Annotated in this window: 22 protein-coding genes; 5 read left to right on the top strand and 17 right to left on the bottom strand. The window is 51.6% G+C overall.

Annotated elements, in window-relative coordinates; translation table 11 throughout:
- Window positions 1-201 precede the first annotated feature (201 nt).
- The 7 genes from H6F67_RS16845 to H6F67_RS16815 all read right to left on the bottom strand — a co-directional run bounded on the left by H6F67_RS16845 (window position 202) and on the right by H6F67_RS16815 (window position 8,560).
- Window positions 202-2,028, bottom strand: a complete 1,827-nt coding sequence (locus H6F67_RS16845; protein ID WP_190767780.1) for an ABC transporter ATP-binding protein — start codon at window positions 2,026-2,028, stop codon at window positions 202-204.
- Complete coding sequence (locus H6F67_RS16840; RefSeq protein ID WP_190767779.1) at window positions 2,025-3,191, bottom strand: glycosyltransferase family 4 protein; 1,167 nt, start codon at window positions 3,189-3,191, stop codon at window positions 2,025-2,027. The genes H6F67_RS16845 and H6F67_RS16840 overlap by 4 nt, the downstream gene beginning before the upstream one ends.
- Window positions 3,188-4,462 carry a glycosyltransferase gene (locus H6F67_RS16835; protein ID WP_199304475.1) on the bottom strand — a complete coding sequence of 425 codons (1,275 nt, stop codon included), beginning with the start codon at window positions 4,460-4,462 and terminating at the stop codon, window positions 3,188-3,190. The genes H6F67_RS16840 and H6F67_RS16835 overlap by 4 nt, the downstream gene beginning before the upstream one ends.
- A 12-nt stretch (window positions 4,463-4,474) precedes the next feature.
- Window positions 4,475-5,635 carry a glycosyltransferase family protein gene (locus H6F67_RS16830; RefSeq protein ID WP_190767778.1) on the bottom strand — a complete coding sequence of 387 codons (1,161 nt, stop codon included), beginning with the start codon at window positions 5,633-5,635 and terminating at the stop codon, window positions 4,475-4,477.
- Between the two features lie 216 nt (window positions 5,636-5,851).
- On the bottom strand, window positions 5,852-6,541 hold the full coding sequence (locus tag H6F67_RS16825) for a response regulator transcription factor (protein WP_313926847.1): 690 nt from the start codon (window positions 6,539-6,541) through the stop codon (window positions 5,852-5,854).
- A gap of 45 nt (window positions 6,542-6,586) precedes the next feature.
- A complete protein-coding gene (locus tag H6F67_RS16820; protein WP_190767777.1) occupies window positions 6,587-7,993 on the bottom strand; it encodes a cell wall metabolism sensor histidine kinase WalK in 1,407 nt (468 codons plus the stop codon).
- 270 nt (window positions 7,994-8,263) lie between these two features.
- Window positions 8,264-8,560 (bottom strand): hypothetical protein, encoded by a 297-nt coding sequence (locus H6F67_RS16815; protein ID WP_199304473.1) that lies wholly within the window; start codon window positions 8,558-8,560, stop codon window positions 8,264-8,266.
- A gap of 71 nt (window positions 8,561-8,631) precedes the next feature.
- Between H6F67_RS16815 and H6F67_RS16810 the strand changes: the two genes are divergently transcribed.
- The 3 genes from H6F67_RS16810 to H6F67_RS16800 are packed head-to-tail and all read left to right on the top strand — an operon-like array spanning window position 8,632 to window position 11,491.
- Window positions 8,632-9,660: an iron ABC transporter permease gene (locus H6F67_RS16810; protein WP_190767776.1), complete on the top strand. Its 1,029-nt coding sequence runs from the start codon at window positions 8,632-8,634 to the stop codon at window positions 9,658-9,660.
- Window positions 9,657-10,688: an iron ABC transporter permease gene (locus tag H6F67_RS16805; protein ID WP_190767775.1), complete on the top strand. Its 1,032-nt coding sequence runs from the start codon at window positions 9,657-9,659 to the stop codon at window positions 10,686-10,688. The genes H6F67_RS16810 and H6F67_RS16805 overlap by 4 nt, the downstream gene beginning before the upstream one ends.
- 5 nt (window positions 10,689-10,693) lie before the next feature.
- Entirely contained in the window at window positions 10,694-11,491 is a 798-nt protein-coding gene (locus tag H6F67_RS16800) for an ABC transporter ATP-binding protein (RefSeq protein WP_190767774.1), read from the top strand.
- On the opposite strand, the gene H6F67_RS16795 is transcribed toward H6F67_RS16800, so the two are convergent.
- The 9 genes from H6F67_RS16795 to H6F67_RS16755 form a co-directional block, all read right to left on the bottom strand.
- Complete coding sequence (locus H6F67_RS16795) at window positions 11,474-13,249, bottom strand: ABC transporter ATP-binding protein (protein WP_190767773.1); 1,776 nt, start codon at window positions 13,247-13,249, stop codon at window positions 11,474-11,476. The two genes, H6F67_RS16800 and H6F67_RS16795, sit on opposite strands and share 18 nt — an antisense overlap.
- A gap of 257 nt (window positions 13,250-13,506) precedes the next feature.
- The gene (locus H6F67_RS27795; RefSeq protein ID WP_348251977.1) at window positions 13,507-13,755 is read right to left on the bottom strand and encodes a DUF5615 family PIN-like protein; all 249 of its coding nucleotides are present in this window, start codon (window positions 13,753-13,755) and stop codon (window positions 13,507-13,509) included.
- Window positions 13,756-13,868: 113 nt separating this feature from the next.
- Entirely contained in the window at window positions 13,869-14,171 is a 303-nt protein-coding gene (locus tag H6F67_RS16785) for a DUF433 domain-containing protein (RefSeq protein WP_190767772.1), read from the bottom strand.
- Window positions 14,172-14,283: 112 nt separating this feature from the next.
- Window positions 14,284-14,655 (bottom strand): DUF1636 domain-containing protein, encoded by a 372-nt coding sequence (locus H6F67_RS16780; protein ID WP_190767771.1) that lies wholly within the window; start codon window positions 14,653-14,655, stop codon window positions 14,284-14,286.
- Window positions 14,656-14,658: 3 nt separating this feature from the next.
- A complete protein-coding gene (locus H6F67_RS16775) occupies window positions 14,659-15,480 on the bottom strand; it encodes an iron-siderophore ABC transporter substrate-binding protein (RefSeq protein ID WP_199304472.1) in 822 nt (273 codons plus the stop codon).
- 159 nt (window positions 15,481-15,639) lie between these two features.
- Window positions 15,640-18,165 carry a TonB-dependent siderophore receptor gene (locus H6F67_RS16770; RefSeq protein ID WP_190767769.1) on the bottom strand — a complete coding sequence of 842 codons (2,526 nt, stop codon included), beginning with the start codon at window positions 18,163-18,165 and terminating at the stop codon, window positions 15,640-15,642.
- 102 nt (window positions 18,166-18,267) lie between these two features.
- Window positions 18,268-19,257: an AraC family transcriptional regulator gene (locus tag H6F67_RS16765; protein WP_190767768.1), complete on the bottom strand. Its 990-nt coding sequence runs from the start codon at window positions 19,255-19,257 to the stop codon at window positions 18,268-18,270.
- Window positions 19,258-19,309: 52 nt separating this feature from the next.
- Entirely contained in the window at window positions 19,310-19,720 is a 411-nt protein-coding gene (locus tag H6F67_RS16760; RefSeq protein WP_190767767.1) for a biopolymer transporter ExbD, read from the bottom strand.
- 32 nt (window positions 19,721-19,752) lie between these two features.
- Entirely contained in the window at window positions 19,753-20,412 is a 660-nt protein-coding gene (locus tag H6F67_RS16755) for a MotA/TolQ/ExbB proton channel family protein (RefSeq protein ID WP_190767766.1), read from the bottom strand.
- A gap of 427 nt (window positions 20,413-20,839) precedes the next feature.
- On the opposite strand from H6F67_RS16755, the gene H6F67_RS16750 reads away from it, so the two are divergent.
- Complete coding sequence (locus tag H6F67_RS16750; protein ID WP_190767765.1) at window positions 20,840-22,645, top strand: TonB family protein; 1,806 nt, start codon at window positions 20,840-20,842, stop codon at window positions 22,643-22,645.
- Between the two features lie 71 nt (window positions 22,646-22,716).
- Here H6F67_RS16750 and H6F67_RS16745 read toward each other — a convergent pair whose 3' ends face one another.
- On the bottom strand, window positions 22,717-23,298 hold the full coding sequence (locus H6F67_RS16745; protein WP_190767764.1) for a hypothetical protein: 582 nt from the start codon (window positions 23,296-23,298) through the stop codon (window positions 22,717-22,719).
- A 222-nt stretch (window positions 23,299-23,520) separates the two neighbouring features.
- Here H6F67_RS16745 and H6F67_RS16740 point away from each other — a divergent pair, with 222 nt between their 5' ends.
- Window positions 23,521-24,222, top strand: a complete 702-nt coding sequence (locus tag H6F67_RS16740; RefSeq protein ID WP_190767763.1) for a Uma2 family endonuclease — start codon at window positions 23,521-23,523, stop codon at window positions 24,220-24,222.
- The last annotated feature ends 13 nt before the right edge of the window (window positions 24,223-24,235 follow it).

The following is a 24,235-nucleotide window of genomic DNA, read 5'->3' as shown; positions in this document are numbered from 1 at the left end:
TGAAATGCTCAAGGGTGCTTGTTTAATCGGATGAAGGAGTAGGACAGAGGCCGTGAAATCAATTTCCGGCTGAAAGCGAAAACCTATTGAAATGGGTTGATCCTCGCGATCGATCGTCCGTTTTGGGACTTCAACGATGAAGCTCTGGGAATTGATTTCCTAGTGGACAGTGCGTCAGTCCTGAGGAGTTGAGGTGCTGAGTTAGGACATTAACTTGGGTGCGGATTGCTCCTGCATGGCCGCTTGCATCTGATAGAGTGCGGCATATTGGCCTTGAAGCCGTAGCAGTTCTTTGTGCGTTCCTTGTTCTAAAATTCGTCCATTTTCGAGGTAAAGAATCAAATCCGATCGCGTTGCCAGATGAAGGTTGTGGGTAATTAAGAAGGTGGTGCGATTTTCGGCAAGCTGATCGAGGGCAGCCGCGATCGCCTGTTCGTTTGCCTGATCGAGTCCGGTTGTGGGTTCATCCAGAATCAAAATTGGTGCTTCGCGAATGGCCGCACGAGCGATCGCCAGTCGTTGCCGTTGTCCGCCGGAGAGCGTTGCGCCTCGTTCGCCCAAGATCGTGTCATAGCCTTGGGGAAGTGCTTCGATGAAGGATTGCGCGTTTGCTAAGCGCACGGCAGCTTCGATTTCTGCGCGGGTGGCGTTGGGAACGCCGTAGGCGATGTTTCCCCGGACGGTTGCGGCAAACATGAGGCTATCTTGCAGGACGACGCTGATTTGCGGGCGAAAGGTTTCGAGGGTGTAATCGCGGATATCCTGTCCGTCAATCAGAATGCGTCCCTGCGTGGGATCGTAAAGCCGCAGCAGTAAGCTCATCAAGGTGGATTTGCCGCTGCCGGACGTGCCGACGATCGCCACTCGCTGTCCTGGGTCTACGGTGAAGCTGATTTGCTTGAGCAATTCTTGTCCTGGCTCGTAGCCGAAACTGACGCGATCGAAGCGCACTGCTCCTCGAAATGCTGGAGCCGCCGTTGCGCTTGGGAGATTGGTTACATCTGGAACTTCATCGAGAATATCGAGGATGCGATCGCCTGATGCGGCAGCTTTTGCGATGCGTCCGGTGTACTTGGCAAAGTTTTGGACGGGCTTAAACGCATTCTTGAGATAGGTGAGGAAGACGAGGACATCACCGGGCGTCAGGGCATCGCGCAAAACCAAACGCGCCCCTTTCCAGAGGACGATCGCCGTTCCCAGTGCAATAATCACGTCCACACTGCGCTCTAAACTGGCGGCTAAGCGCTGAGTTTTCACGCTTTCGCGCAAACTTCTTTCGTTCTCGCGAAAGAAAACGTTCTCAAACGCATCTTCGAGCGAAAGCGCCTGCACCAGCTTGATCGCGCTCATCGACTCGGCAACAGTGGCGGCAACGGCTCCTTCTTCCTGCCGCTGGGCGACCGAAGCTTTGCGAATCCGCTGACTGAGATGCTGGGTGGCGATCGCAAACAAAGGAAAGGTGAGGAGGGCAAGCAAAGATAAATCGCGGTGCATCCACAGCATCACGCCCACCATCCCGAACAGCGTGAAGATGCTGACAACGAGCGGCACAAGCGCAGTCAGCAAAATCTCCTGCAAACGGCTGGCATCGCTGCTGACGCGAACGACGAGATCGCCGCTTCTGGCTTTGGTGTGGTAGGCGATCGATAAATGCTGCAAGTGGTGATAAAGCTGATTTCGCACCTGCGCCATGACGCGACTGCTGACGATCGCCAGTCCGAACGTACTCCAATAAGCGGCCAGTGCCCGCAGCGCAGTGATCGCAATGACGGCGATCGCAGCTAGCGCTAAAAGTTTGCTGGGATCAAGCTGATTGATTAGCGGAATTGCCGCCAGCTTTTGATTGGCCGAGGGAATCAAAACATAGTCAAAGACAAACTTCAGCGGCCAAGGTTCTAATAGTTGCAGGGCGACATTCGCAAGCAGGGCAAGACCAGACAAAATCAGCAAAGTCTGCTGCTGCCGAATGTACGGAGAAAAACGGCGCAGCAGCCGCCAAAGCTTCGACAGGGAAGAACGACGCTTCATCGCTGTCCTCCTGCGATCGCGGGAGAAAACGCCAGTTGCAGCAGTTTTTGCGCGATCGCATTCCAGCTATGCTGCATCACTTTCTGTCGGGCAGCTTGTCCCATCGATCGATTGTGATCTGGCGATCGCAAGACTTGTTCGAGGGCAGTGGCGAGATCGATCGGATCGCCCGCCGTGCAAAGTAAGCCTGTCACTTGATCTTCAATGAGATCGGCTAGCTGCCCGATGCGGCTTGCCACAGTCGGGAGTCCGGCGGCCATGTATTCGTACACTTTCAGCGGTGAAAAGTAAAAATCGGACTGAGCCGGATAAGGTGCAACGGCCACCTGCATTGAGGCGAGCCAGCCTGGAATTCGATCGGGCGCGATCGCTCCAGTGAAGTGAACAACAGCAGCTAAGCCGCGCTGAGCTACATCCATTTCTAAATTTTCCCGCTCAGGCCCATCCCCCACGATTAGCAGTTGCGTTTTGGGATGACGCTGGTGTAGTCGATCGAACGCTTCGATCAAAACGGGCAGTCCGTGCCAAGGCTTGAGCGTTCCGACAAAGCCGATCGTGAAGGCATCGGTTGGAAAAGCAGGTTCAAGCTTGGCCGGAAAGCGATCGAGATTGACGCCGTTGGGAATGACGTGAATTGATCGATCGCTTCTCACATAGCCTTCCAGATAGGTTTTGACTTCGGCTGAAACGGCGATCAGATGCGTCGCCGCCTGAAAGACTCGTTCCGCGATTTGTTCTGCTGCCGAGCGATCGATCAGTCCTCGGTGCTTAGCCTGTTCTTCAATCAGCGGTGCATTCACCTCCAGCAGGGCGGGAACGCCAATCGATCGAGCGTGTTCGATCGCGCCAAAGCTCCACAGCGAATAGCGCTCATAGATCAAGTCAAATGCGCCTGCCCTTTCAAGCTGAAGCCGTAACTCCGCATTGGCAGACAGCGCGATTTGTTCTCGCAGGGCGCGATCGCCTTTGGGAATTTGCGGCAGATGATGCAGTTTAACCGCTGCTAAATCTGCCGATGGTTCTCCACCCCAACGGCTCGCAAACAGTTCCACCTCGGCTCCTTGCTGTTGCAGTGCCCGGATGATTTCCTGCACGTGAATTGAGCAGCCTTTTTGTCCAAAGACGGGAACGCCCGGATCGGCGCAGACGTAAGCAATTCTCATCCGCCCACCTCCTGCAAAGCCTTCTGATGAAGTGTCGGATCGGCAGGCTGAAACCGCGATCGCAGCACCGCCGCATTGCGGTGGATGTCAAACTCGGCTTCGATTAAACCTCGCGCCTGTTTAGAGAGCGTGACGCGCAGAGCGTCATCGCTGAACAGGCGTTGCAGGGCGATCGCAAGCTGCTGGGGATCGTGTTGAGGCACAATCAATCCGGTTTGCTCATGCCGTACCAGTTCTGGAATTCCCGTCACATCCGTCGCGATGCAGGGAGTTCCCAATGCCATTGCTTCGAGCAGTACGGTCGGCAGTCCATCGCGGTTGCCGTCCGAGCCAATCACACAGGGCGCAGCAAAAATCGTCGCCTGCTGAACAAGCTCAAACACTTCATTTTGAGGACGGGGGCCAACGATTTCAACCACAGACTGTAAGCCCAGTCGATCGATCTGCTGGCGAAGAGATGCTTCCAGCGGCCCCGTTCCCACAAGCTGACAGCAAAACTCCCAGCCCTGCTGCTGAAGAATCGCACAGGCATCAATCAGGTCAGACAGCCCTTTCTTCTCGACCAAGCGACTGACTGAGATGATTCGCAGCGGATGATTGTGAGGCGATCGATAGGTAAGCTGGCTGAGATCGAGTCCGTTGTAGATGCGCTGGACGCGATCGGCTTTGTAGGTTTGCTGCAAATAGCGCAGGTTGTAATCGCTCACCGTCACCACAAAAGCCGCATCTGCAAGCTTGCGCTGCATCTCTTGGGGTTGAACGCTTTCGTGAAAAATATCTTTGGCGTGGGCGGTGAAGCTGTAGGGAACTCCGGTGAAGTGCGAGGCAAGGCGGGCGACACTTGTGGCGATCGAGCCAAAGTGAGCATGAATGTGATCGATGCGCCTGAGTTGAACTTCGCGGGCTAACCAGGCAGCTTGATAAACCGTACCGTCTAGTTCTCCTTGAGCAACTGCCAGCTTGCTCCAAAATCCCGGAATCACCTGACTGGCTTCCTGTAGCTCTGCCCAAAAGTAGCTGGCCGCAGTTGGCGTAGGACTGGTGAGCGATGCACTATTGCGTCCCTGATCAGGCTGCTGAATGTAGGTGACGGGCGCACGTACCTGAGAAATAATGTTTTGAAAATGAGTATCACAAGGCGGACGCAGCGCAAAAATTTCGATTTCTAATCCTGCGGCTTCGTGAGCCAAAATTTCATTGACAATAAAGGTTTCTGAATAGCGGGGATAGCGCTTTAGGACATAGGCAACCCGCATCGACTGCTGCAACATTTTAGGCTCCTTTTATGAGGCGTAGCGGCTGCAATAAGCGGGCGTCGTCAGCACCTTTTCGATGCGCTCCGCGATGCGCGTAAGTCCATTCAAATCGAGGCGATCGCGCACACGAGGAGCCGATTTGGACTGCGCCATCCATCCTGTCAAAGCAGCAGGATGAATCTGGTCAGGATGTAGCAGATCAACAATGTTCATTTGCTGCAATCGCTCGGCGCGAATGATCTGTTCCTGACGTGGCTTCACGCGAGGCACAACCAGCGATCGCTTCTCAAACGAAAGAATTTCGCAGGTGGTATTGTATCCGCCCATGCTCACAACCCAATCCGCCTGAGCGAGCAGCAAAGTCGGTTCCGGCAAATAGTCCAGCACCTTTAAGCGATCGGACTGGTTGGCGTAAGCCTGGAGTTCCTGACGCACCGACAGCGGCATAAATGGCCCTGTTACGATTACGCCGCTGGCTTCAGGCGGTAAGGTAGCTTGAGCAAACGCCGTAGCGAGATTAGCGCCATCTTGTCCACCGCCGACGAAGCAGACGGCAAGCTGCTCCTGCGGAAGTTGAAGATCAACAACGGCTTGAACGCTTTCTTTGTCAACAAATTTGAGGCGCGATCGCTGATCGAGATAGCCCAAATAGCGAAATTTGGCGACGATATCGCTGGAGAATTGATATTCCTGCGCGGCATCATAAACGGCTCGATCGCCGTACACCCAAACCTCATGATAGTAACGACGAATAGCGTCTTCATTCGCCGCCCGATTCCAGTCTCGCTGCACAACCGCAGGCTCATCTAAAATGTCGCGCAGGCCAAGAATGCAGCGCGTTTGAGTGTGTTTGTGCAAATACTTGAGAGACAAATCAAGCTCTTTGACTGCACCTCTGGGCACATTATCAACAATGAACACGTCCGGCTTAAAGCTGGCTAAAGCCGTTCGGAGCAGTTGCGATCGCAGTGAAATAATCTCCTGAAGCGACAGATCGAGCCGTCGCGCCTGATATTGTCCGTCTGTATCTTTATGCAGCGCAGGCAGCGTTAAATAATCAACGCCAGCGATCGCAGGACAGCGACTTGCATCCTGCATTCCACTAATCAGCAAAACATCAACAGGTAAGCCAGAATCTACCAAAGTTTGAGCAATCAGTAGGTTACGGCGTTTGTGTCCTAGTCCCATTGTGTCATGAGAGTAGAGCGCAACTCGCCACCTATGAGAAGAATTGTTCAGCACCTTTACCTTCTCCCTTCCAGGCAATCGCTATTGTTTCTTGCTGGAATCTTAGCTTCGCTCGAATCGAGTGTGAGCAGAAGGTAAGAAAACTCTCATCTCTCCGGTTGAGAGAAGAAGTTTCTCTACCGAAACTACCGATCGAAAGATGCCAAATTAAATCACTTACTTGTATGCGAGCCGATAGCCGATTCCACGCACGGTTTCGATCGAACCATGCCCTAATTTTTTTCGCAAGTAGCCAATATAAACCTCAACAATATTAGTATTGGGATCATAATCGTATCCCCAGACCTGCTTGAGCAAATCTTCACGGCTACAGGTCTGTCCGGGCTGACGAGCAAGCATTTCTAATAAAACAAATTCGCGGGTTGAAAGCTCAATCGATCGCCCTTTCACTTCAACTCGTCGCCGCCGCAAATCGATCGTCAAACTGCCCACCTTTAGCACTATTTCTTCTGGGAGAGTAGGCGATCGCTGCTGGCGAATCTGGACTCGAATTCGCGCAATCAGTTCAGCTAGCGAAAAGGGTTTTGTCACATAGTCATTTGCTCCTGCTTCCAATGCACGTACTTTGTCTCGTACATCTTGGAACACGGTGAGAACAATAATTGGAAGCTGTTCACCTCGCTGGCGCAACGCTTCAATAACGGCAATTCCATTTTTTCCAGGCAGTCCTAGATCAAGAATGAGTACGTCGAACTCTTCCGTTTTGCCCCAGGTAATTGCAGCATCGCCATCCTCCACTACTTTTGTAACAAAGCCTTTTCGTTCTAATCCTTCTTGCAAAAATGCCGCAATTCGAGGCTCATCTTCAGCAATTAAAATTCGATTCATGCTGCGATCGTTTTCCATAAAATTTAGTTAAACTAACATTAATTAAGAGGTGGAAAGACTGACTCAAAAAGCATCAACCGGAATAATGGCAGTAAATTGAGACCCCTTTCCGGGCTGACTTTGCAACAGCAGTTCTCCGCCATGCGCCTCTGCGATCGCTTTGACGATCGCCAATCCCAACCCTGCTCCTTTGCTTCTGCGGCGACCCTGCCCCCGCGCAAAACGCTGGAGAATGCGAGCTTGATCTTGCAGTAAAATCCCAGTTCCCGTATCTCTCACCCAGAAATGAACGGAATCTGCGACGAGACGGCTACCAATTTCGATGGTATCTGTTTCGATCGTATGCTCGATGGCATTTTGCACCAGATTCATCATCAGTTGCGTCAACCGCTGACGATCGCCTACAACGCGAACCGATGCTTTTGAAATAAGCTGCCACTGTCGAGGAGCCAAAGCGGTTGATTTGGCAAAAATTTCTTCCGTTAACTGATCCACAGCCAGTATATCTAGGTCTAAAAAATCGGGACGTTCTGCCTTTGCCAACAGCAGCAAATCATCTACCAGTCGGCTCATCCGATTTAGCTCATCAATCATCAGATCGATCGCTCCCAAATGACTTTTTTCCTGGCGATCGCCCAAAGTTTGGCTCAAGATTTCCAAATGTCCGCGAATGACGGTAATCGGCGTTTGAAATTCATGGCTAGCATCATTAATAAATTCACGCTGGCTGGCAAAAGAAGCCTGAAGTCGATCGAGCATTTCATTAAAAGTCATAGTAAGTTCGGCGATTTCCTTTGCACCCTGCACAGCCAACGGTTTTGCGATCGTTTCCATGCCCCGCACCGATCGAGCCGTTTCTGTTAGCGTTCGCAACGGAAATAGAACTTGTCCAATAATGCACCAGGCCAAAAAGAGAGCAACCAGCATCACTGCCACAAATACATACGCAGCAACCCAAACCGCCCGATCAATCTCTTGCTGTTCGCCGCTAAGAGAATGGATCACCACAAATACGCCTCGCTGATTACCATCATTTTGAAGCGGATAGGCGATGTAGCGAAAGGTTGCGGTGGCGGTTTGATGCTGTCCCTGAGCAGGGCGATCGAATTGGGTAAAAGCATTCAACCACTGTTGATTTAAGTTTATATTTGGAGGAAGGGGATTTGGACTCGTTTTATAAATTTCTCCGTTAATCAGGGTGATAAAACTCTCATGATCAACTGGAATATTGCGAGACAAAAACACCTTAAAAATTGAGGAAGAATCTTGATTAAAGGGTTGTCCTGTTGCCGGATTGACCCCGCGCTCTAGTCGCTGCATTTCCTCAACTTCCTGCTGTAAGGATTGCTGTACTCGTTGCTGAAGCTGAGTAAAAAGAATTTGCCGAATCAGCGCGATAGAGAGAACGATCGACAGGGTAATGAGAACTGCTAATCCTAGCAAAATACGAGTTCTTGCACTCCAAATCATACGTTGCCAGCTTGCACTTCGAGAAGAAATACTGTGAAATATCATGCCAACTTTTGCAGTTCGATTTATCATCCTTTACTTTATCGAAAATCAGCCCATCATAAGTAGCATAAAAGGTGAGAAAAATTTCAACCAAACTGAACACTAAGCTTGCAGTGTTCAGTTTAGATAAAAGGCAAAGATTATCGCGGTTTGGCGATCGCTTTTTGTAAAAGCAGCACAAATCAAGTCAGCAAAATGCTCAGCAGCTCAAAGGCTGCTTTGCGTGATTCAGCAGGAGTCGTGTCTGCAACCAAGGCGTTGCGCGGGGCAGCGCGAATGAATGCCTTTGCCAAAGCGATCGCCAAACCGCGCTACCAAGATCGAAGTTGGGCTGCTGGCAATGGCAAATAGCGGTGTGATGAGGGCAGAGAGTCCGTAGCCTGCGATCGCCAGTTGCTTGCGCCCTCCCCAGTAGTCACTGAGCGCCTTGGAAAAGATTTTGAGAATTTCTTGAAGTAGACGATCGCGTAATTTTACTGGAAAGACAGCTTTCGCTTGACTCATCTGCTTGACAGTCGGCAGCAATCAATCATACTCTCCTATTGAGAAAATTTCCTAAATTTGCGCGATCAAGCTCGATCGCGTTTTCGGCTTCTATGACTTCATCTACCCTTCGTTCAACCCCTGTCAGGCGATCGCCGCCTATTCTCCTGCTTGGTTTGGGTGTGGGTGCTGTGATTCTGTTTGGCTGCTTGGTTCTGAGTCTCACCTTGGGCGCGGCAGATATCCCCCCTGCCACCGTGATTTCTGCCTTGTTCGCGTTTGATGGCTCGACTGAGCATTTGATTATTCGCACAGTGCGACTGCCGCGATCGCTCATCGCCATTGCAGTCGGCGGAGCGCTCTCGGTCGCCGGAGCTTTAATGCAGGGCTTGACGCGCAATCCGCTTGCTGCGCCGGATATTCTGGGCGTCGATGCCGGAGCCGCCTTTGCGGTTGTTGTCGCCGTTTTCTTATTTGGCAGCGAGTCGATTCGCACTCAGATGGGCGTGGCGTTTTTGGGCGCGGGCATTGTGGCGATCGCCGTCTACGGAATTGGATCGCTCGGTCGTGGCGGTTTGACGCCGTTGAATCTGACGATCGCCGGAGCCGCCCTCACCGCTTTGATCGCCTCTTTGACAGCGGGAATTTTGATTGTCAGTCAGCGCACCTTAGAAGAAATTCGCTTTTGGCTAGCCGGATCGGTAGCGGGGCGGGATCTGGATTTGCTGTGGCAGGCGTTGCCGTTTTTGGCGATCGGGCTGGCTTTGGCTTTAGCACTCGGTCGTCCGATTACGGCAATGAGTTTGGGGGATGATGTGGCGCGAAGTTTGGGACAGCGGACGGGCTGGGTGAAAGGCATAAGCGCCCTGAGCGTCGTGCTGCTGGCGGGTGGAAGCGTGGCCGTTGCGGGACCGATCGGCTTTGTCGGCTTGATTATTCCGCATCTGGTGCGCTTTTTTGTCGGTGTGGATTACCGCTGGATTGTGCCTTATTCGGCAGTGTTTGGCGCGATCTTGCTGGTCGTGGCGGATATCTGTGCGCGATTGATTTTGCGTCCGATCGAACTTCCTGTCGGCCTCGTCATGCCGCTAATCGGTGCGCCGTTTTTTGTGTACTTGACGCATCAGAAGGTGAAGCAATGACGATTCGCGCTGCCGCTCCTCAACCGCAGGTGGCGATCGTGCTGCTTGCCTTGCTGTTCGTAATTGGCTTTGGCCTAATTGCCAGTACCAGCTTTGGCGAATATCCGATCGCGTGGCTGGATGTCGCCAAAACCATGATCGGCATCGACACAGGCAATCCCGATCATGCCTTTGTCGTGCGGACGCTGAGATTGCCGCGATCGATCGTCGCTGTCCTCGTTGGCATGGCCTTGTCGATGGCGGGCGCGATCATGCAGGGAATCACGCGCAATCCACTCGCCGCACCGGGAATTGTGGGTGTGAATGCGGGCGCATCTTTGGCCGCTGTCGTCCTGCTGATTGTGTTTCCGGCTGTGTCGCCCGAAGGAGGCGGAGCCATCGCCTACCTGCCCGCCGCTGCTTTCCTAGGTGGACTGGCAACTGCCCTGCTGATCTATGGGCTGGCATGGCAAGGCGGCAGCGCTCCTGTCCGACTGATTTTGATTGGCGTGGGCGTGAACTTGATTGTCAGTGCCGCAACTGAAGTGCTGACTACATTTGGCAATATCGATGCGGTTTCGCAAGCCTTGGTGTGGCTGGCGGGCAGCGTTTACGGACGCAGTTGGGAGCAGATTGCGGCTTTTTTGCCCTGGCTAATTGGCTTTGGCAGTTTGGCACTGTTGCAGGTGCGCGAACTGAATGTGCTGCAACTGGGCGATGAAGTGGCTCGCAGTTTGGGCAGTCGCATTGAGTGGCAGCGCGGCTTATTGCTCCTAACATCAGTTGCGCTGGCAGGGGCAAGCGTGGCAACGGCAGGATCGATCGGCTTTGTGGATTTGATGGCTCCGCATTTGGCGCGGCAACTCGTTGGCTCGGATCATAAAGCGCTGCTTCCGGCTTCTGCCCTGATTGGCGGCGCGATCGTCGTCTTAGCCGATTTGGTTGGACGCCTGCTGTTTGCCCCGATCGAAATTCCCTGCGGTCTGGTCACATCGGCGATCGGTGCGCCCTACTTCGTCTATCTACTTATTCGCAATCGTTCTCGATAACTGCTATGTCTCACTGCCTTGAAGCTGAAAATCTCACGCTCGGTTACGATCGCGGCTCGATCGTCGCACATCTCAACCTCACGATTCCGACTGGACAAATTACGGTTCTGGTTGGGCCAAACGGCTGCGGCAAATCTACCCTCCTACGCGGACTGGCGCGACTGCTTAAACCGAGGCGCGGTCGGATTGCGCTCGATGGAGCCGACATCTTTAAGCTTTCGACCCGCAGCGTTGCCAAACGCTTAGCGATGCTGCCGCAAAATCCGATCGCTCCCGAAGGCTTGACCGTCCGCGATCTGGTGGCGCAGGGACGCTATCCCTATCAAACCTGGTGGCAGCAGTGGTCAGAACTGGATGAAAAACGGGTGGAGGAAGCGATCGCCAAAACCGACCTGATGACCTTTGCTGCTCACCCCCTCGATCAGCTTTCGGGCGGACAGCGGCAGCGAGCTTGGATCGCGATGACGCTGGCGCAAGACACCGAGATTTTGCTCCTGGATGAACCAACCACGTTTCTTGATCTGGCGCATCAAATGGAAGTGCTAGACCTGTTGCACGACCTCAATCAGCAGGAAGGCCGCACGATTGTCATGGTGCTGCACGACCTCAATCAAGCCTGTCGCTATGCCGATTACCTGGTTGCGATGCGGCAGGGGACGATCTACGCGCAGGGCAAACCGAGCGAGGTAATGACGCCCGAACTGGTGCGCGATGTGTTTGAAGTGGACTGTCAAATTGTTCGCGATCCGGTGAAGGGAACGCCGATGTGTGTGCCGATTGCTCGCTCAAACTCCAGTCTGTAGCCCTGCTTGCACCTGCCACAATCCGGCATAAATTCCCTGCATGGCTAGCAGTTGATCGTGCTGACCCTGTTCAACAATTTCACCTTGCGCCATCACATAAATTCGATCGCAATGTCGAATCGTTGATAAACGGTGAGCAATGGCGATCGTCGTGCGGTTTTTCGTAATGGCCGCTAACGATTTTTGAATTGCCGCTTCCGTTTCATTATCAACAGCGGAAGTGGCCTCATCGAGAATCAAAATCGGCGGGTCTTTGAGCAGCGCACGAGCGATCGCAATTCGCTGTCGTTGTCCACCCGAAAGTTTTTGACCCCGCTCCCCAACGATCGTGTCGTAATCTTGCGGCAAGCGATCGATAAATTCATGCGCTTCTGCCAATTTTGCCGCCTGCATAATTTGCGCTGGAGTCGCATCAATTCGCCCGTAAGCAATATTTTCAGCGACGGTTCCCTGAAACAAAAATAAGTCCTGACTCACCCAACCGATGCAGCGTCGTAACTCTTGCAGTTGCAGCGATCGAATCTCCATTCTATTAATCAAAATATTGCCCGTTTGCACCTCATAAAACCGCAGCAATAGCTTCGCCAACGTACTTTTTCCTGACCCCGTAACGCCAACAATCCCAACATTTGCACCCGCTGGAATATGCAGCGAAATATTCTTCAAAACCGGAGTAATTCCATCATAAGTAAAGCTGACGCGATCGATCGTCACTTCGCCGCGCACCTGTTTAATAGTTTGCGCTCCGGTGCGAATGGCGATCGGGGTTTCTAACAGTCCCATAACGCGCCGAATGGATGCCATCGCTCGCTGATAGCTATCCATAATCTCGCTCAGTTCCGTGAACGGCCAGAGTAAACTTTGGACGATGAACACCATAAAGCCATAGGTTCCGATCGACAGGTGCTCATTAATGACTGCGATTCCACCTAAATACAACGTCGTCACAAAACCCGCCAACACCAAAAACCGAATCAGCGGTACAAAGGCACTGCTAAGCGCGATTGCACGGCGGTTACTACGGCGGTAGGCATCACTTTCTTGACGGACGCGATCGCGCTCATACGCTTCAGCCGTAAAGCTCTTAACTGTAGCAATGCCAGAGAGATTGTTGGCAAGGCGATCGCTAATTAATCCGGCCTGATCGCGCACGGCATCATAGCGAACCGCCAGCCGATTTTGAAAGGCGATCGTGCCCCACAAAATGAAGGGAATCGGTAACATTGCCAGCCAGGAAATGCCCGGAGCCAGCAGAATAAAGCTAGTGCCGATCGCAATAATCGTTGTAAAAAACCAGAGGATATTGTGAGCGCCCGTATTGAGAAATTGCTCTAGCTGATTGATATCGTCATTGAGAACAGAAAGCAAAATTCCGGTACTGCGGTCTTCAAAAAAACTCAGTTCCAACTCCTGCAAATGGCTGTAGGCATCGACGCGAAATTCGTGCTGCATTGTCTGCGCCAAGTTGCGCCAAAGGCGATCGTACAAATATTGCGTCAGCGATTCTAAACCCCAAGTGGCGATCGTGAGCAGCGACAAAACCATCAACTGATTCACTACATTTTGAATTCCAAATCGAGCAATTAGCGAATTCTCTCGTTCGACAACGACATCAACGGCAACGCCAATTAGGTAGGGCGGAGCGAGATCCAAGAGCGTGTTGAAAATAGAGCAGGCAATCGCCCCCACAATTTGAATTCGATAGGGTTTTGCGTAGTGAAATAGATGCAGCAAAGAATGAGTAGAGCGAATCGCCATTGTTGATTAGAAGTTACGTGCAGTAGAATTATCGATCGCTTGGTTCATTTACTCTCAATCAATGAAAATAAATAATAGAACAATCGCTCGCAAGCTAATATTTTGACTGCGATCGCCCAACCTGCACAATCCAATCACTTCTCAATTCCCATCTTTTGTAAAGCATTGATTTTTCTTTCCACCGATCGCCCTTCCAATCAACCTGCGATCGCTTCTCAAACTCGATCGCCTCGCTTAATGTTTGTTTTATCGAATCTTTAGATTCTCAGATATTTGCTGAGAAATTCTAATTGATTTTCCATTTCTTCAGCGGTTTTATTTGCAATCAGTTCTAAAATGGCTCGAACTTGTTCTCCAACCGAATAATTTTGAGCGAGGAAAGCAATTCCTGAGTGATTTTCTGAGCTTACAATGAACTCGATATGAAGCTGGTAGAAATCGCTGATGTTGTGGCTATAGATGACTTGTTGTTGCTGTGCTGCTAGACGCAATTGCTCGACATCGATCGAGCCTTCAGTTTAGGTTTCTTGGACTGTAATCACATCAACACTGCGGGCGCGTAGCGCTCTCAAAAGTGCTTGATCCTGAGAATCTTCGTCGAGGTAGAGACGAATTTGGCTCATGCGATCGAGTCTGTGGAGGATTGATGTAGCATTTCTAGACGGTTTGCTTCTGCGGCTTGATGGGCAATATCGGCTTCGATCGCGGCAACGTTGGCGTGGTAGTAGGTGAGTGCGGCATAAACTTCGGCAAGGGTGATGTGTCCGATGCGATCGCCAATCTCTTCGGGGGCTAGGCCGCGCTTGTACCAGGAAACGATGCGGCGAAGGGTGATACCTTTGCCGGAAATATGGGGAGCGCCGCCGTGAAGTCCGGGGGTGCTGCTGATGAAAGTGCCAATATCAATGGTGGTTGCTGTCATTTGCTGCGATTTTACAAGTGAAGATTACAAACATTCTAGAGGCCAGCGCTTTGAGAAGGACGATCGATCGTGAAAGTCATTTCTGAAGAGTGCGATCGCCCTCAATCTGCTTTCATTTGAGAGTGGGAATCTTGGCGACACTCACTGCTTGCAATACTTCAGAAAATTGTTTCCAGGGAACATCGCCTGTTTTGCTGTTGAAATAGCGATCGCCAAATTGCAGGAGGGCAGTGGCGGTTTCCTCAGTGGGTAGGTTGGTGAAGAGATAGGTGGGTTTGTGAGGAGCGGAAAAGGCAACGGCGCAGGGTCGATCGCATGTCCACAAACAATCAACAGGTTGAATTTCAAGCTCAGCGGAGTGCGATCGATTAGCGTTTAATTGGTTGAGTCGATCGAGTAAGCAAGTGCCATCAGTTGGTTGGTCTTCGGGTTGCGCTTCGGAGAGGTGACAGGATTTGCAAACAAATAAATTGTGTTTTGACATAGTTTAAGGAGTATCGACGAGATATTTGAATAGGTCATCTAGGATGGCGTTGATAGCGAAAATATCTGAATTATGCCAATGTGCGCCCACAAGATGCACCTGATCGCGTTGAACAACATTAAGTCTCGCCCATAGAGGGCTTTGTTTGAGTTTTTCTAACGTCTTTTGATCATTTTCTCTTTCCCACGACACGAAGAAAAGAACATCTCCATCGAGATCGGATGTTTTTTCTTTAGATATGTTTTCAATGTAGAAGAAATCTCCTCTTTGGGATTCGGGACGCTGTAGGCCGATGTCTTGCAAAATTTCTCCAGCGTGGTGTTTTTCTCCATAAGACCAAATGCCATATTCTGAAGATGTATTGGCAATGGACACTTTTAGATGATGGCGGCGATCGCCCAAAGCCTGCTTCAGTTCTTCCACTCGTCTCCAATATTCATTGATGAGTTGTTTGCCCGCTGCTTCCTTGTCTAATACGTAAGCAAGCTCCTTCAATTGGTCTTCCCAGGGAGGAGAGGGAAAGGACATGTTTAATACAACAGTGGGCGCAATCTGAGATAGTTGTTTGTAGAGGTTTTCTGAGTAAGAGGACTCAGCCAAAACGAGATCGGGATGAAGAGACAGAATCTTTTCCAGGTTTGGAGAACCGTATCCGCCAACGGATTCTATCGGGTCTACTTTGCCTTCAAGATATTTAGCGAAAGGAAATCCTGGAACAGAAACGGTTGCTATAGACTGAACACCTAATTTCAAACTATTGATCCAATAATCTTCTCGGAGCATCACAATCCGTTGAGGATTTCGAGGAATGCAGGTGCTACCCATAACATGCTGCACAGTTCGACAATCTGTAATAGCTTGTTGGATATGGGTGTTGTTAGGAATACTTACTACACTGCAAGCTGAGATGGACGCATTTGTGAAAATGCTAAAAAGTAGTAAGCAGAAAAAGCGGCACACAGCATTCCTCATCAATCCTACCCCTCAGAATCGCCAAGCAAGAGTGCCTTGGACAGTAAATGGCGCACCGACATCAACCCGATTAATGGAATCGGCTGTAGGGTAGTATTCGATGTCAAAGAGATTCCGAATGTTGATTGCAGCGCGGAATCGATCGCGCTCATAAAAAATAGCGGCATCGGTGCGGAAATAGCTGGGTAGCTTAAAACTGTTAGCAAGATCGCCTGGACGATCGCCCACAAAGTAAAAGCCTAAACCAAACCCAAGCCCCTCTAAATCACCTGCTTGAATTCTGTAGGTTGTCCACAGATTAAACGAATGTTCAGGCGCATTTCGCAGTCGATTTCCTTCGGGAATGGAGTTGTCTTCGGTGACTCTGGCATCGTTGTAGGCATATCCAGCAATCACGTTCCAGCCTGGTAAGATTTCGCCGTTGATATCAACTTCAATTCCCTGGCTTCTTTGCTCTCCAGTTTGAATGGAAAAGTTCGGGTTGTCGGGATCGGCTGTTGTGACGTTCGTACGGGTCAAATCATAAAGCGCCAAGTTTGCCGAAAGCTGATCGTTAATGTCTACTTTGGCTCCAATCTCATATTGCGTTCCTCGCTCTGGTCGAAAGGTTTCCCCATCTGCCGCAAGTCCGATCGTGGGAGCAAAGGAGCGAGAATAACTAGCATAGAGCGAAACTGCTGGAATTGGCTGGTAGACAACGCCGATGCGCGGGCTGAATGCGGTATCTGACTGGTTGGTTTCTGTGTCAGCTAATCGATCGTCAGTGCGCTCTTCAAAGAAGTCAAGCCGACCTCCCAACAAAAATCTCAAATTCTCCGCCAATGTAACTTGATCTTGCAGGTAAAGACCAAGCGTATCTCTAGTCGTGAAGTTGCTAAAAGTTGGGCCTGTCAAATTTACGTTTTGGTCATAGACGGGATTGAAGATGTCGATAGGAGGCGCATCTCCAACTTCACCAGTAACGTCGCTCTCATCTCGGCTCAAGCTAAAGCCAAATAGAAGCTGATGATCAATTGTGCCTGTGCGAAATTCACCGAGTAAATTAGTGTCCAAATAATAGCTATCGTAAAACTGGCTGCCGCTAAAATAACGTCGATTCAACGTGCGGTTATCAGGCGCTAGACTACCATTGAAAATCTGTGGCGCTCCATCTCGATCGTCGTCGTCATAAATGGTGTAGAGAAATGCATTGCGAATTCGCCAATCTTCGCTAAATCGATGCTCAAAGCGATAGCCCGCTCTAGCATTCACAGTGAAGTTATCAACTTGTGGTCCACCAGGGTTAAAGCTGCGGTCAATTGTGCCATTTGGGTTTGGCAGCACAGTTCCTACCGCAGGTTGTCCTTCAGGCTGCTGTCCATTGCGCTCCTGAATATTGACATCTCCTTCGATAGTGAGGTCGGTATTTTCTCCTAATTCAAGAGCGAGGCTGGGTGCAACAGAAATTTCGATTCCTTCTTCAAAATCGAGAAAACTGTCAAAATCCTGATAGCCAGCAATGAAACGATAGCGAACGGTTCTTGCATCGTTTAAGGGACCAGAAAAATCGATCGCCCCCTGATAATCATTGAAGCTCGCAGCAGTGGCACTGACTTCATAAAATGGATTTCTCAGCGGTTGCCGAGTCACTACATTGATTGTGCCTCCCAAGCCACTAAATCGAGTTTGACCATATAGAACAGAGGCAGGTCCTCTCAACACCTCTAGCCGTTCCACATTGATAAAGGTTGCATCTGAAGAAATTTGTGGGTCAGGAATACCGTTGACAAGAAAGTTGCCAAAGTTCTCAAAGCCTCGAATTGTGAAATAGGTTCGTGATGATGATGGATTGGCTAATGCAGTCAGGCCAACGGCATTTTGCAATCCATCGATAATGCTTCTAGCTTGCTGATCTTCAAGCACCTGTTGCGGGATCACTTGAATCGCTTGCGGAACATCACGTAGCGGCGTGTCGGTTCGCGTTCCCACAGAGGTCGTGTCTACCTGATAGTCATCATCCTGATCGCCTGTGACAACAATCTCGATCGCCTCCTCATCCTGTGCCGCAACTGTCCCGATTGCCACACCCAACACAAGATTTTGCCCATCCGATCGCACCTCAGCCACAGGTGGCGCATCCGTCCCCGTAATCGCCACCCGGACGCGATCCCCTGGCAACTGTGTCACCTCCACCAGCGCGATCCCCGCGATCGGCTCTGGTTCAAAAATTTCTTCTGCGATCGTCGCGTTGGGAATATCCGCAATCAGCGCATTGCCGATCGCATTCGTCGCAGGCACTTCGATCGATCCGCCCTCGGTTTCCAGCACGATCGCCAAACCCGTCTCCGTCGGCTCCACGCGCACAGCCGTAATTTTCACCACAGCCGCCTGCGCCACCTGCGCCATCCACTCATCGATCGAGGTTGCAGGCTGGTCAAGCTCGCTCAGCATCGGCACTTCATTGGCCGGAATTGCCGCAGGTTCTTCCTGTGCTTCCGCAGGCAGCGTCATCGCCACACAGCCCAGCATCGCCACCAGCAACTTGATCGATCGCAGCATCACCCTCACTCCAGCAAGCTCTAATTGCAAATAATTCCCGTTTAGCGGAATAGAGCTACTGTAAAGAGTGCGGGGCGATCGCGTCTATCCAAAAACCGCCATTTATGATCCAAAAACCGCCAGTTTTCCCGCCAAACACTGACTCGGCGTGATCCCAAACTGCCGCTTAAATGCTGCCGCAAAATTTCCCAAATGGCTAAATCCAACCAGATTGGCAACTTCCGCAACCGATCGATCTCCTTGCCGCAAAAGCTGCTCTGCCCGCTCCATCCGCCGCTGAGCTAAATAGCCGACGACCGTTGAATCAAATAGCAGTTTGAAGCCGCGCTGGAGGGTGCGATCGCTCAGCCCTACCTGTTGCGCTAGTTCCAACAAAGCAGGTGGATTTTCAAGCTGAGCCGTCAAAATTTCTTTGGCATGATGCAGCCGTGCAATCGTATCTGCTTTAAGTTTTACAGATGGCAAAGCTTGAGTGCGATCGCTCAAAACCGCGTCAAGCTGCAACGTCAATAGCTCAAACACTTTCGCCTGAAGATACAGCCGCTTCATTCCACCTCGAAACGGCGCATCAATGATCTGCTGGGCGATCGAGCGAATTGCAGGTGTCACTTTCGGGAAGAAAGATGCTTTCCACTCGTTCGATCGAATTAGCAATTTCTCACTCACCAAATCTTGCTCACCATCCGCAAAAAAGGCCTGTAGCTGCTCTGGCTCAATGTGAACATCCACCATTCGCAATCGCTCACCTTGCGGGTGGCAATTGATATAGCCGTGTGAAATCCCGCTACCCGATAAATAGCAGTGTTCGCTATCAATAGCTGGATAAATGTTGGTAATGACCCTGCCTGATAGCGCAACCGAAAACTGAATCAAATGCTCATGATCAAATTCTTTGTGGCGGCAATCCTCAAAATACTCATGATCAGAAATATCTAAGTCAATTCCCGTCGCCAATTCAACCCAGCGAACATAGCCCCGTCCTTCATCAGCGGGCACAATTTCCAGCGATTCATACGGTTCGATCGAGCTTGGGCAAACCGAAAATTCCTGATGCAGGCGATCGCCCTCCACGCTAGAGATAACCTGCTGCATGAGCGTTTAGATTGAGAATATTTTCAATAGTGAGAGGCGGCTGTTGCCTGCGCTACTCGCGCTTTGCAGCGATCCCCAGCTTCACGCCCGGAATCGTCCGAAGCTGATCCATGACGGTGATGACTGTACCGTGATCAACCGCGCGATCGGCATTGATCACCACGAGAATTTCAGGTTGATTTCCCTTTTGCGATCGCACTTGCGCGGCGAGGTTTTCCACAGTGACTGGTTGGCGATCGAGCAGCACTTCGCCTTGTTCGTTGACAGTAACGGTGAGCCGCTGTTCACGTGAGTTGGTGAGCGTAGCGGTTTGGGCATTGGGTAGATTGACGGGTAAGCCTTCCGATCGGGTTAGAAACAACGTTGCCATGATGAAAAAGGTCAAAATCGCGAAGATCACATCAATCATCGGCACGATATTGATCTGAGGAGGAATGTCGAGATCGTCGTCACGAATTGCCATGAGCAGTAAGAAGTAGAGGATTGAAAAGGTTTTTACAGGCGTTCCAGTCGCACTGGCTCTCCGGTTCGATTGGCCTCAAACCGACAGAAATGCAGCGCTTCAAGCTGATTGGTATATTCCTGAATCAAAGCCAACTGGCGACGGTAGAAGCCTCGGAAAATATTGGCAAACAGCAGCACCAAGAGAGCCACGACCAAACCCGATGCGGTCGAAACCAGCGCTTCACTGATCCCGCCTGTCACTCTCGCCGTCCCTTCCTGTCCGACGCTGCCTAGATCGAGGCTGGCAAACGATCGAATCAGTCCCAGCACTGTCCCTAGCAGTCCCAGCAGCGGAGCAGCGGCCACGATCGTATCAAAGATGGTGTTAAACCGACGCAGTAACGGGAGTTCTGCCTGAATTGCGCCCTCAATGAAGTTGTGAAACGCCTGCGGAGGTGCATATTCCATTTCCATTGCCTCGATCAGGATGCGGGCGATCGGCAAGTCGCCATGCTTTTTGAGCTTCGGCAAAACCGTGTCCGAACCTGCTTCGTAACCCGCTAACGCCTCACGCACGACGCGCTTTTGCTGACGATTCACCTTTGACCAAAAGATGCAGCGCTCAATAATCAGGGCGATCGCCAAAATCGAAAATATCAGCAGCGGATACATCACAATTCCGCCTGCCGCAAACAAATCGGTAATTAGCATGACAAACTCGTTCCTCCCTTTCTCGCCTCAGCGCATCCTTGCAAAATCGCATCTGCCGCAATTCGCAGGCAAATTCTGATTGACAACAAAAATCTTTCTCAAAGAACAGTATGCTTAATGAGAACTCTTGTCAAGCCTGAATGCTTAGCAAAACTCGCAATACTGCTGCAAAGTGTTCCTATGCTTGCTGTTTAGGCTGTTTGCCAGTAGACAAAATAACTGGCGTGAAGTGTTGTAAGGTGATCTGGAGCAGACATCTTGGTAATTGCTTGCAATAAGCTGCCTTTGACCTAGAATTCTGAAAGCGAGTTCTAAGCGATCGCCTTTCACAAGATTTTCGATCGCTGCTCGCTCAGTTCAGCAATCAGTTTTCATCAAAAAATTAGTCAAAAACTTCTGACTTTTCATCAGCCCTGACTCGACAAACATGATTTCTTCAGAATTTGTTGCTCAACAGCGAGAATCGCAAAAGAAAACGCTCAAGACACTATTGCTGCGGGCGTTGGGCGGATCGATCGCATTCCACGCTGCCCTGCTGCTGGCAAACGTCAAGCCATTTTTTCAGCCTGATTTAGCTCAACAAGAAGAAATCATCATTGTCACCGACAGCATCGATGAACCGGAAGTTGAAGAAGTGGAACCGGAACCCGAATCCGATGCGGAAGTGCTGACGGGCAGCGGTGGCAGTGAAGGCGGCAGTGCTGCACGATCTCCCCAAGCTCCTCCTCAAGTTGCTCCTCCGATCGAAGCCGCCGCGCCGATCGAACCCGTCGAACCGCCGCCAGAGCTTGTACCCGAACCAGAACCCACGCCCGAAGCTGCGATCGTCCCCAGTCCAGAAGCCAGTCCGACACCTGAACCAAGCCCTTCCCCCGAAGCGACCGCTACACCTACACCGATCGCTTCCGCCACACCTCAGCCCACGCCGTCTGTCTCGCCCACCGCTACGCCTGAAACTCAAACGGCGGCTTCTAACTTCAGAGATTTGCTAGAACAACTGCGGCGCGATCGCGATGCTGAACGTGAAGCGGCTCGTCAAGCCGAAGCTGGAAGCAGCGACCAAACGGAAACAGCAGTTGCTCCGGGTGCGGGCGCAGGCTTAGGAACAGGCACAGGCTTGGGAACGGGAACGGGTATAGGTGAAGGCAACGGTTCGGGTGAAGGGACAGGAACGGGGACAGGGACAGGAACAGGCGAAGGAACCGGAACAGGTGAGGAGGGCGATCGCGGCAATGCAACTCCTCCAGAGGAGAATCGCCCTAGACGAGACAGTAGCTCTCGTGAGATTACCTGCCGTAATTGTGAACCGGAATATCCAGAAGACGCAGACGGAGCAGAAGGAACCGCTTTGGTAACGTTTGAAATCGACGCTCAGGGGCAACCTTTCCCTGTCCTTGCTCGATCGAGCGGTAATGCAGCTTTGGATCGCACGGCACTCCGGCAGGCTCGCCAAGCAAGATTGCAGGGAGCTAGACCTGGAGATCGAATCTCGGTTGAATTCAACTTTGTTCAACCAGGTTCAGAAGCAGAAGAACAAGCTCGTGAACGAGGTGAGCGTCGCAGTATTGTAATTTCTGATCCTGAACCAGAGGCCGCAGAAGCCCCAACCCGATCGCCCGAAGCTGCCGCCAGTCCTAGCGAAGATCGATCGCCCCAACCCGCCGCAGTCGATCGCGAAGCACAGCCGGAACCGGATCGCGATGCCCCAGAACCCGATCGCACCCCCGATCGCGAAACGCCTCCAGCCTCGTCTCCTGACACGCCCTCGGCAGACACACCAGAAACGCCGACCGCACCCGCGAACGAAGCGCCAGCAGAACGGCCTGAACCTTCTCCTGATCCCGCTCCAGCGCGAGAGCCAGCCTCTCGTCCTGATCCTGAACCCGATCGCCGTCCTGATCCCGCGCCTGCCCGTCGCCCAACTCCGGCAGATGAACAGCCCGATCGCACTCCAGAACCCAGACCCGAACGACCCGTCGATCGCACTCCAGAACCTAGACCCGAACCCGCGCCCGAACCACGCCCAGAACGCCGACCCGAACCTAGACCTGAACCACGCCCAGAGCGCAGACCCGAACGCCGTCCAGAAAATCGCCCAGAGCGCAGACCCGAACGGAGACCGGAAAATCGGCCAGAGCGCAGACCTGATCCTGCGCCTGCGCGTGAGCCTGCACCCCGCCCCGATCCAGTGCCAGAAGCACCACCTGCCGAAGCCGCGCCCACCACTCCTTAAGCGATGAGTTCGCTTGGGGTGAGCCTAAGCAATCTTCCCAAGCTGATTCGGCCTGGAGCGATCCCCAGCGGTCAGTAAATCGATCGCCAAGCGGCTACCGTTCCTTTACCAATTTCGCTGTCGATCGTTTCACCGCCTTCAAGTACCAGACGAATCGCAATGTTTTGCTCTGGTGCATTTCGCAGAGCCGCTGCCACCGCCTCATTCACGGCAAAGCGGCTGTTTTCACCGGGAATTTCGAGGACGGAATCGCCCACACGCACGAACAGCGTTCTCACCACTCGCGGCACTTCCACGCGATCGCAAACCGCACCTGAAAAATAAGGACTAAAAAATGTGTGGTCACACCCTTGTTCGCTCAGCAGCAGAACGCGAATCGAATTGCGACTCCACAGACTGACGAATCGACTGGGACCACCGCCGTCTCGGAACCGCTGGCTGATGTCGTTGCGATCGAACACAGCCAAAAATTCGCCTTCAAACGGATCGACCACTTGAACCGGACGCGACCAAGGCACATTTAGATCGGCAGTGAGGCCAGCCGACTCAACAACAGGCGCATCAGAGGCGGCGATCGTCTGGGCAAAGGCTGCGGAACTGGCGATCGACAAGGCAGCAACTGAAAAGATTGAAATCCAGGTGAGTAGCTTCATGGCAACGAGTCAAGCACTACTCTCATGCTAGCGATCGCCAACCGCAATTGCCCTGGAATCACATCTTCTCTAGACTGATAACAATTGTTTCTATTTACTCGTTTAGAAACGAGCATGATAATTTCAATAGATCGTTTGCTTAAGCCTTGGACGCAGCAGCATTCATGATGCCGCAACTCCCATGCTAAATTGAAGCTGTCACCATGCTGGAGAACGGCGATTATGACGAGCGCAACTTCTCTAACCGCAGACGTTGACTATCCCGATTCTGATGGCAAGCCGATGGCTGAAAGCGATTACCAGCGTCCGTATGTGGCGTATGGTACTGAAGTTTTGAATATCTTCTTTGCCGATCGGTCAAATATTTATGTCTCTGGAAACCTGCTGATTTATTACGAAGAAGGCAACCCAAAAGCCAGCGTTTCTCCAGATGTATTTGTTGTCTTCGATCGCCCCAAAGGAAAACGCACCTCCTACAAAGTTTGGCAGGAAAACAACCAGTATCCAAGCTTCATTCTAGAAATTACGTCCAAATCAACTGTCAGCGAAGATCAAGGAACAAAGCGCGGCCTGTATGCCTTCTGGGGCGTACCTGAATATTTTCAGTATGACCCCAGTGCCGACTATCTAACTCCTCCCCTGCAAGGCTATCAACTGATTGACGGCAACTACTTTCCACTTCCCACAGCCAACTTAGTTAATGGTGGACTGTCGATCGCCAGTCGAGTTTTAGGTTTAGAACTCCGCTTGGAACAAGGAGAACTTCGTTTTTATAATCCAGCAACGGGTGAAAAACTTTTAACTCATGCTGAGGCCGAGAATGCTAGGCAAGCCGCAGAAAATGCGAGGCAAGCCGCAGAAGATAAAGCAGAACGGCTAGCGGCCAAGTTACGAGAACTGGGCATTGATCCCGACTCGGTGTAGCCACTCGTACTCC

This window comes from Microcoleus sp. FACHB-1515 (assembly GCF_014696105.1).
In the GTDB taxonomy this organism is placed as follows: Bacteria; Cyanobacteriota; Cyanobacteriia; order Elainellales; family Elainellaceae; genus JAAUTJ01.
This window is presented reverse-complemented; position numbering and strand designations above follow the sequence as displayed.

Coding starts and splice junctions, on each gene's coding strand:
- H6F67_RS16845 (WP_190767780.1), bottom strand. CDS start 2,028: ATGAAGCGTCGTTCTTCCCTGTCGAAGCTTTGGCGGCTGCTGCGCCGT.
- H6F67_RS16840 (WP_190767779.1), bottom strand. CDS start 3,191: ATGAGAATTGCTTACGTCTGCGCCGATCCGGGCGTTCCCGTCTTTGGA.
- H6F67_RS16835 (WP_199304475.1), bottom strand. CDS start 4,462: ATGTTGCAGCAGTCGATGCGGGTTGCCTATGTCCTAAAGCGCTATCCC.
- H6F67_RS16830 (WP_190767778.1), bottom strand. CDS start 5,635: ATGGGACTAGGACACAAACGCCGTAACCTACTGATTGCTCAAACTTTG.
- H6F67_RS16825 (WP_313926847.1), bottom strand. CDS start 6,541: ATGGAAAACGATCGCAGCATGAATCGAATTTTAATTGCTGAAGATGAG.
- H6F67_RS16820 (WP_190767777.1), bottom strand. CDS start 7,993: ATGATTTGGAGTGCAAGAACTCGTATTTTGCTAGGATTAGCAGTTCTC.
- H6F67_RS16810 (WP_190767776.1), top strand. CDS start 8,632: ATGACTTCATCTACCCTTCGTTCAACCCCTGTCAGGCGATCGCCGCCT.
- H6F67_RS16805 (WP_190767775.1), top strand. CDS start 9,657: ATGACGATTCGCGCTGCCGCTCCTCAACCGCAGGTGGCGATCGTGCTG.
- H6F67_RS16800 (WP_190767774.1), top strand. CDS start 10,694: ATGTCTCACTGCCTTGAAGCTGAAAATCTCACGCTCGGTTACGATCGC.
- H6F67_RS16795 (WP_190767773.1), bottom strand. CDS start 13,249: ATGGCGATTCGCTCTACTCATTCTTTGCTGCATCTATTTCACTACGCA.
- H6F67_RS16785 (WP_190767772.1), bottom strand. CDS start 14,171: ATGACAGCAACCACCATTGATATTGGCACTTTCATCAGCAGCACCCCC.
- H6F67_RS16780 (WP_190767771.1), bottom strand. CDS start 14,655: ATGTCAAAACACAATTTATTTGTTTGCAAATCCTGTCACCTCTCCGAA.
- H6F67_RS16775 (WP_199304472.1), bottom strand. CDS start 15,480: ATGGGTAGCACCTGCATTCCTCGAAATCCTCAACGGATTGTGATGCTC.
- H6F67_RS16770 (WP_190767769.1), bottom strand. CDS start 18,165: ATGCTGCGATCGATCAAGTTGCTGGTGGCGATGCTGGGCTGTGTGGCG.
- H6F67_RS16765 (WP_190767768.1), bottom strand. CDS start 19,257: ATGCAGCAGGTTATCTCTAGCGTGGAGGGCGATCGCCTGCATCAGGAA.
- H6F67_RS16760 (WP_190767767.1), bottom strand. CDS start 19,720: ATGGCAATTCGTGACGACGATCTCGACATTCCTCCTCAGATCAATATC.
- H6F67_RS16755 (WP_190767766.1), bottom strand. CDS start 20,412: ATGCTAATTACCGATTTGTTTGCGGCAGGCGGAATTGTGATGTATCCG.
- H6F67_RS16750 (WP_190767765.1), top strand. CDS start 20,840: ATGATTTCTTCAGAATTTGTTGCTCAACAGCGAGAATCGCAAAAGAAA.
- H6F67_RS16745 (WP_190767764.1), bottom strand. CDS start 23,298: ATGAAGCTACTCACCTGGATTTCAATCTTTTCAGTTGCTGCCTTGTCG.
- H6F67_RS16740 (WP_190767763.1), top strand. CDS start 23,521: ATGACGAGCGCAACTTCTCTAACCGCAGACGTTGACTATCCCGATTCT.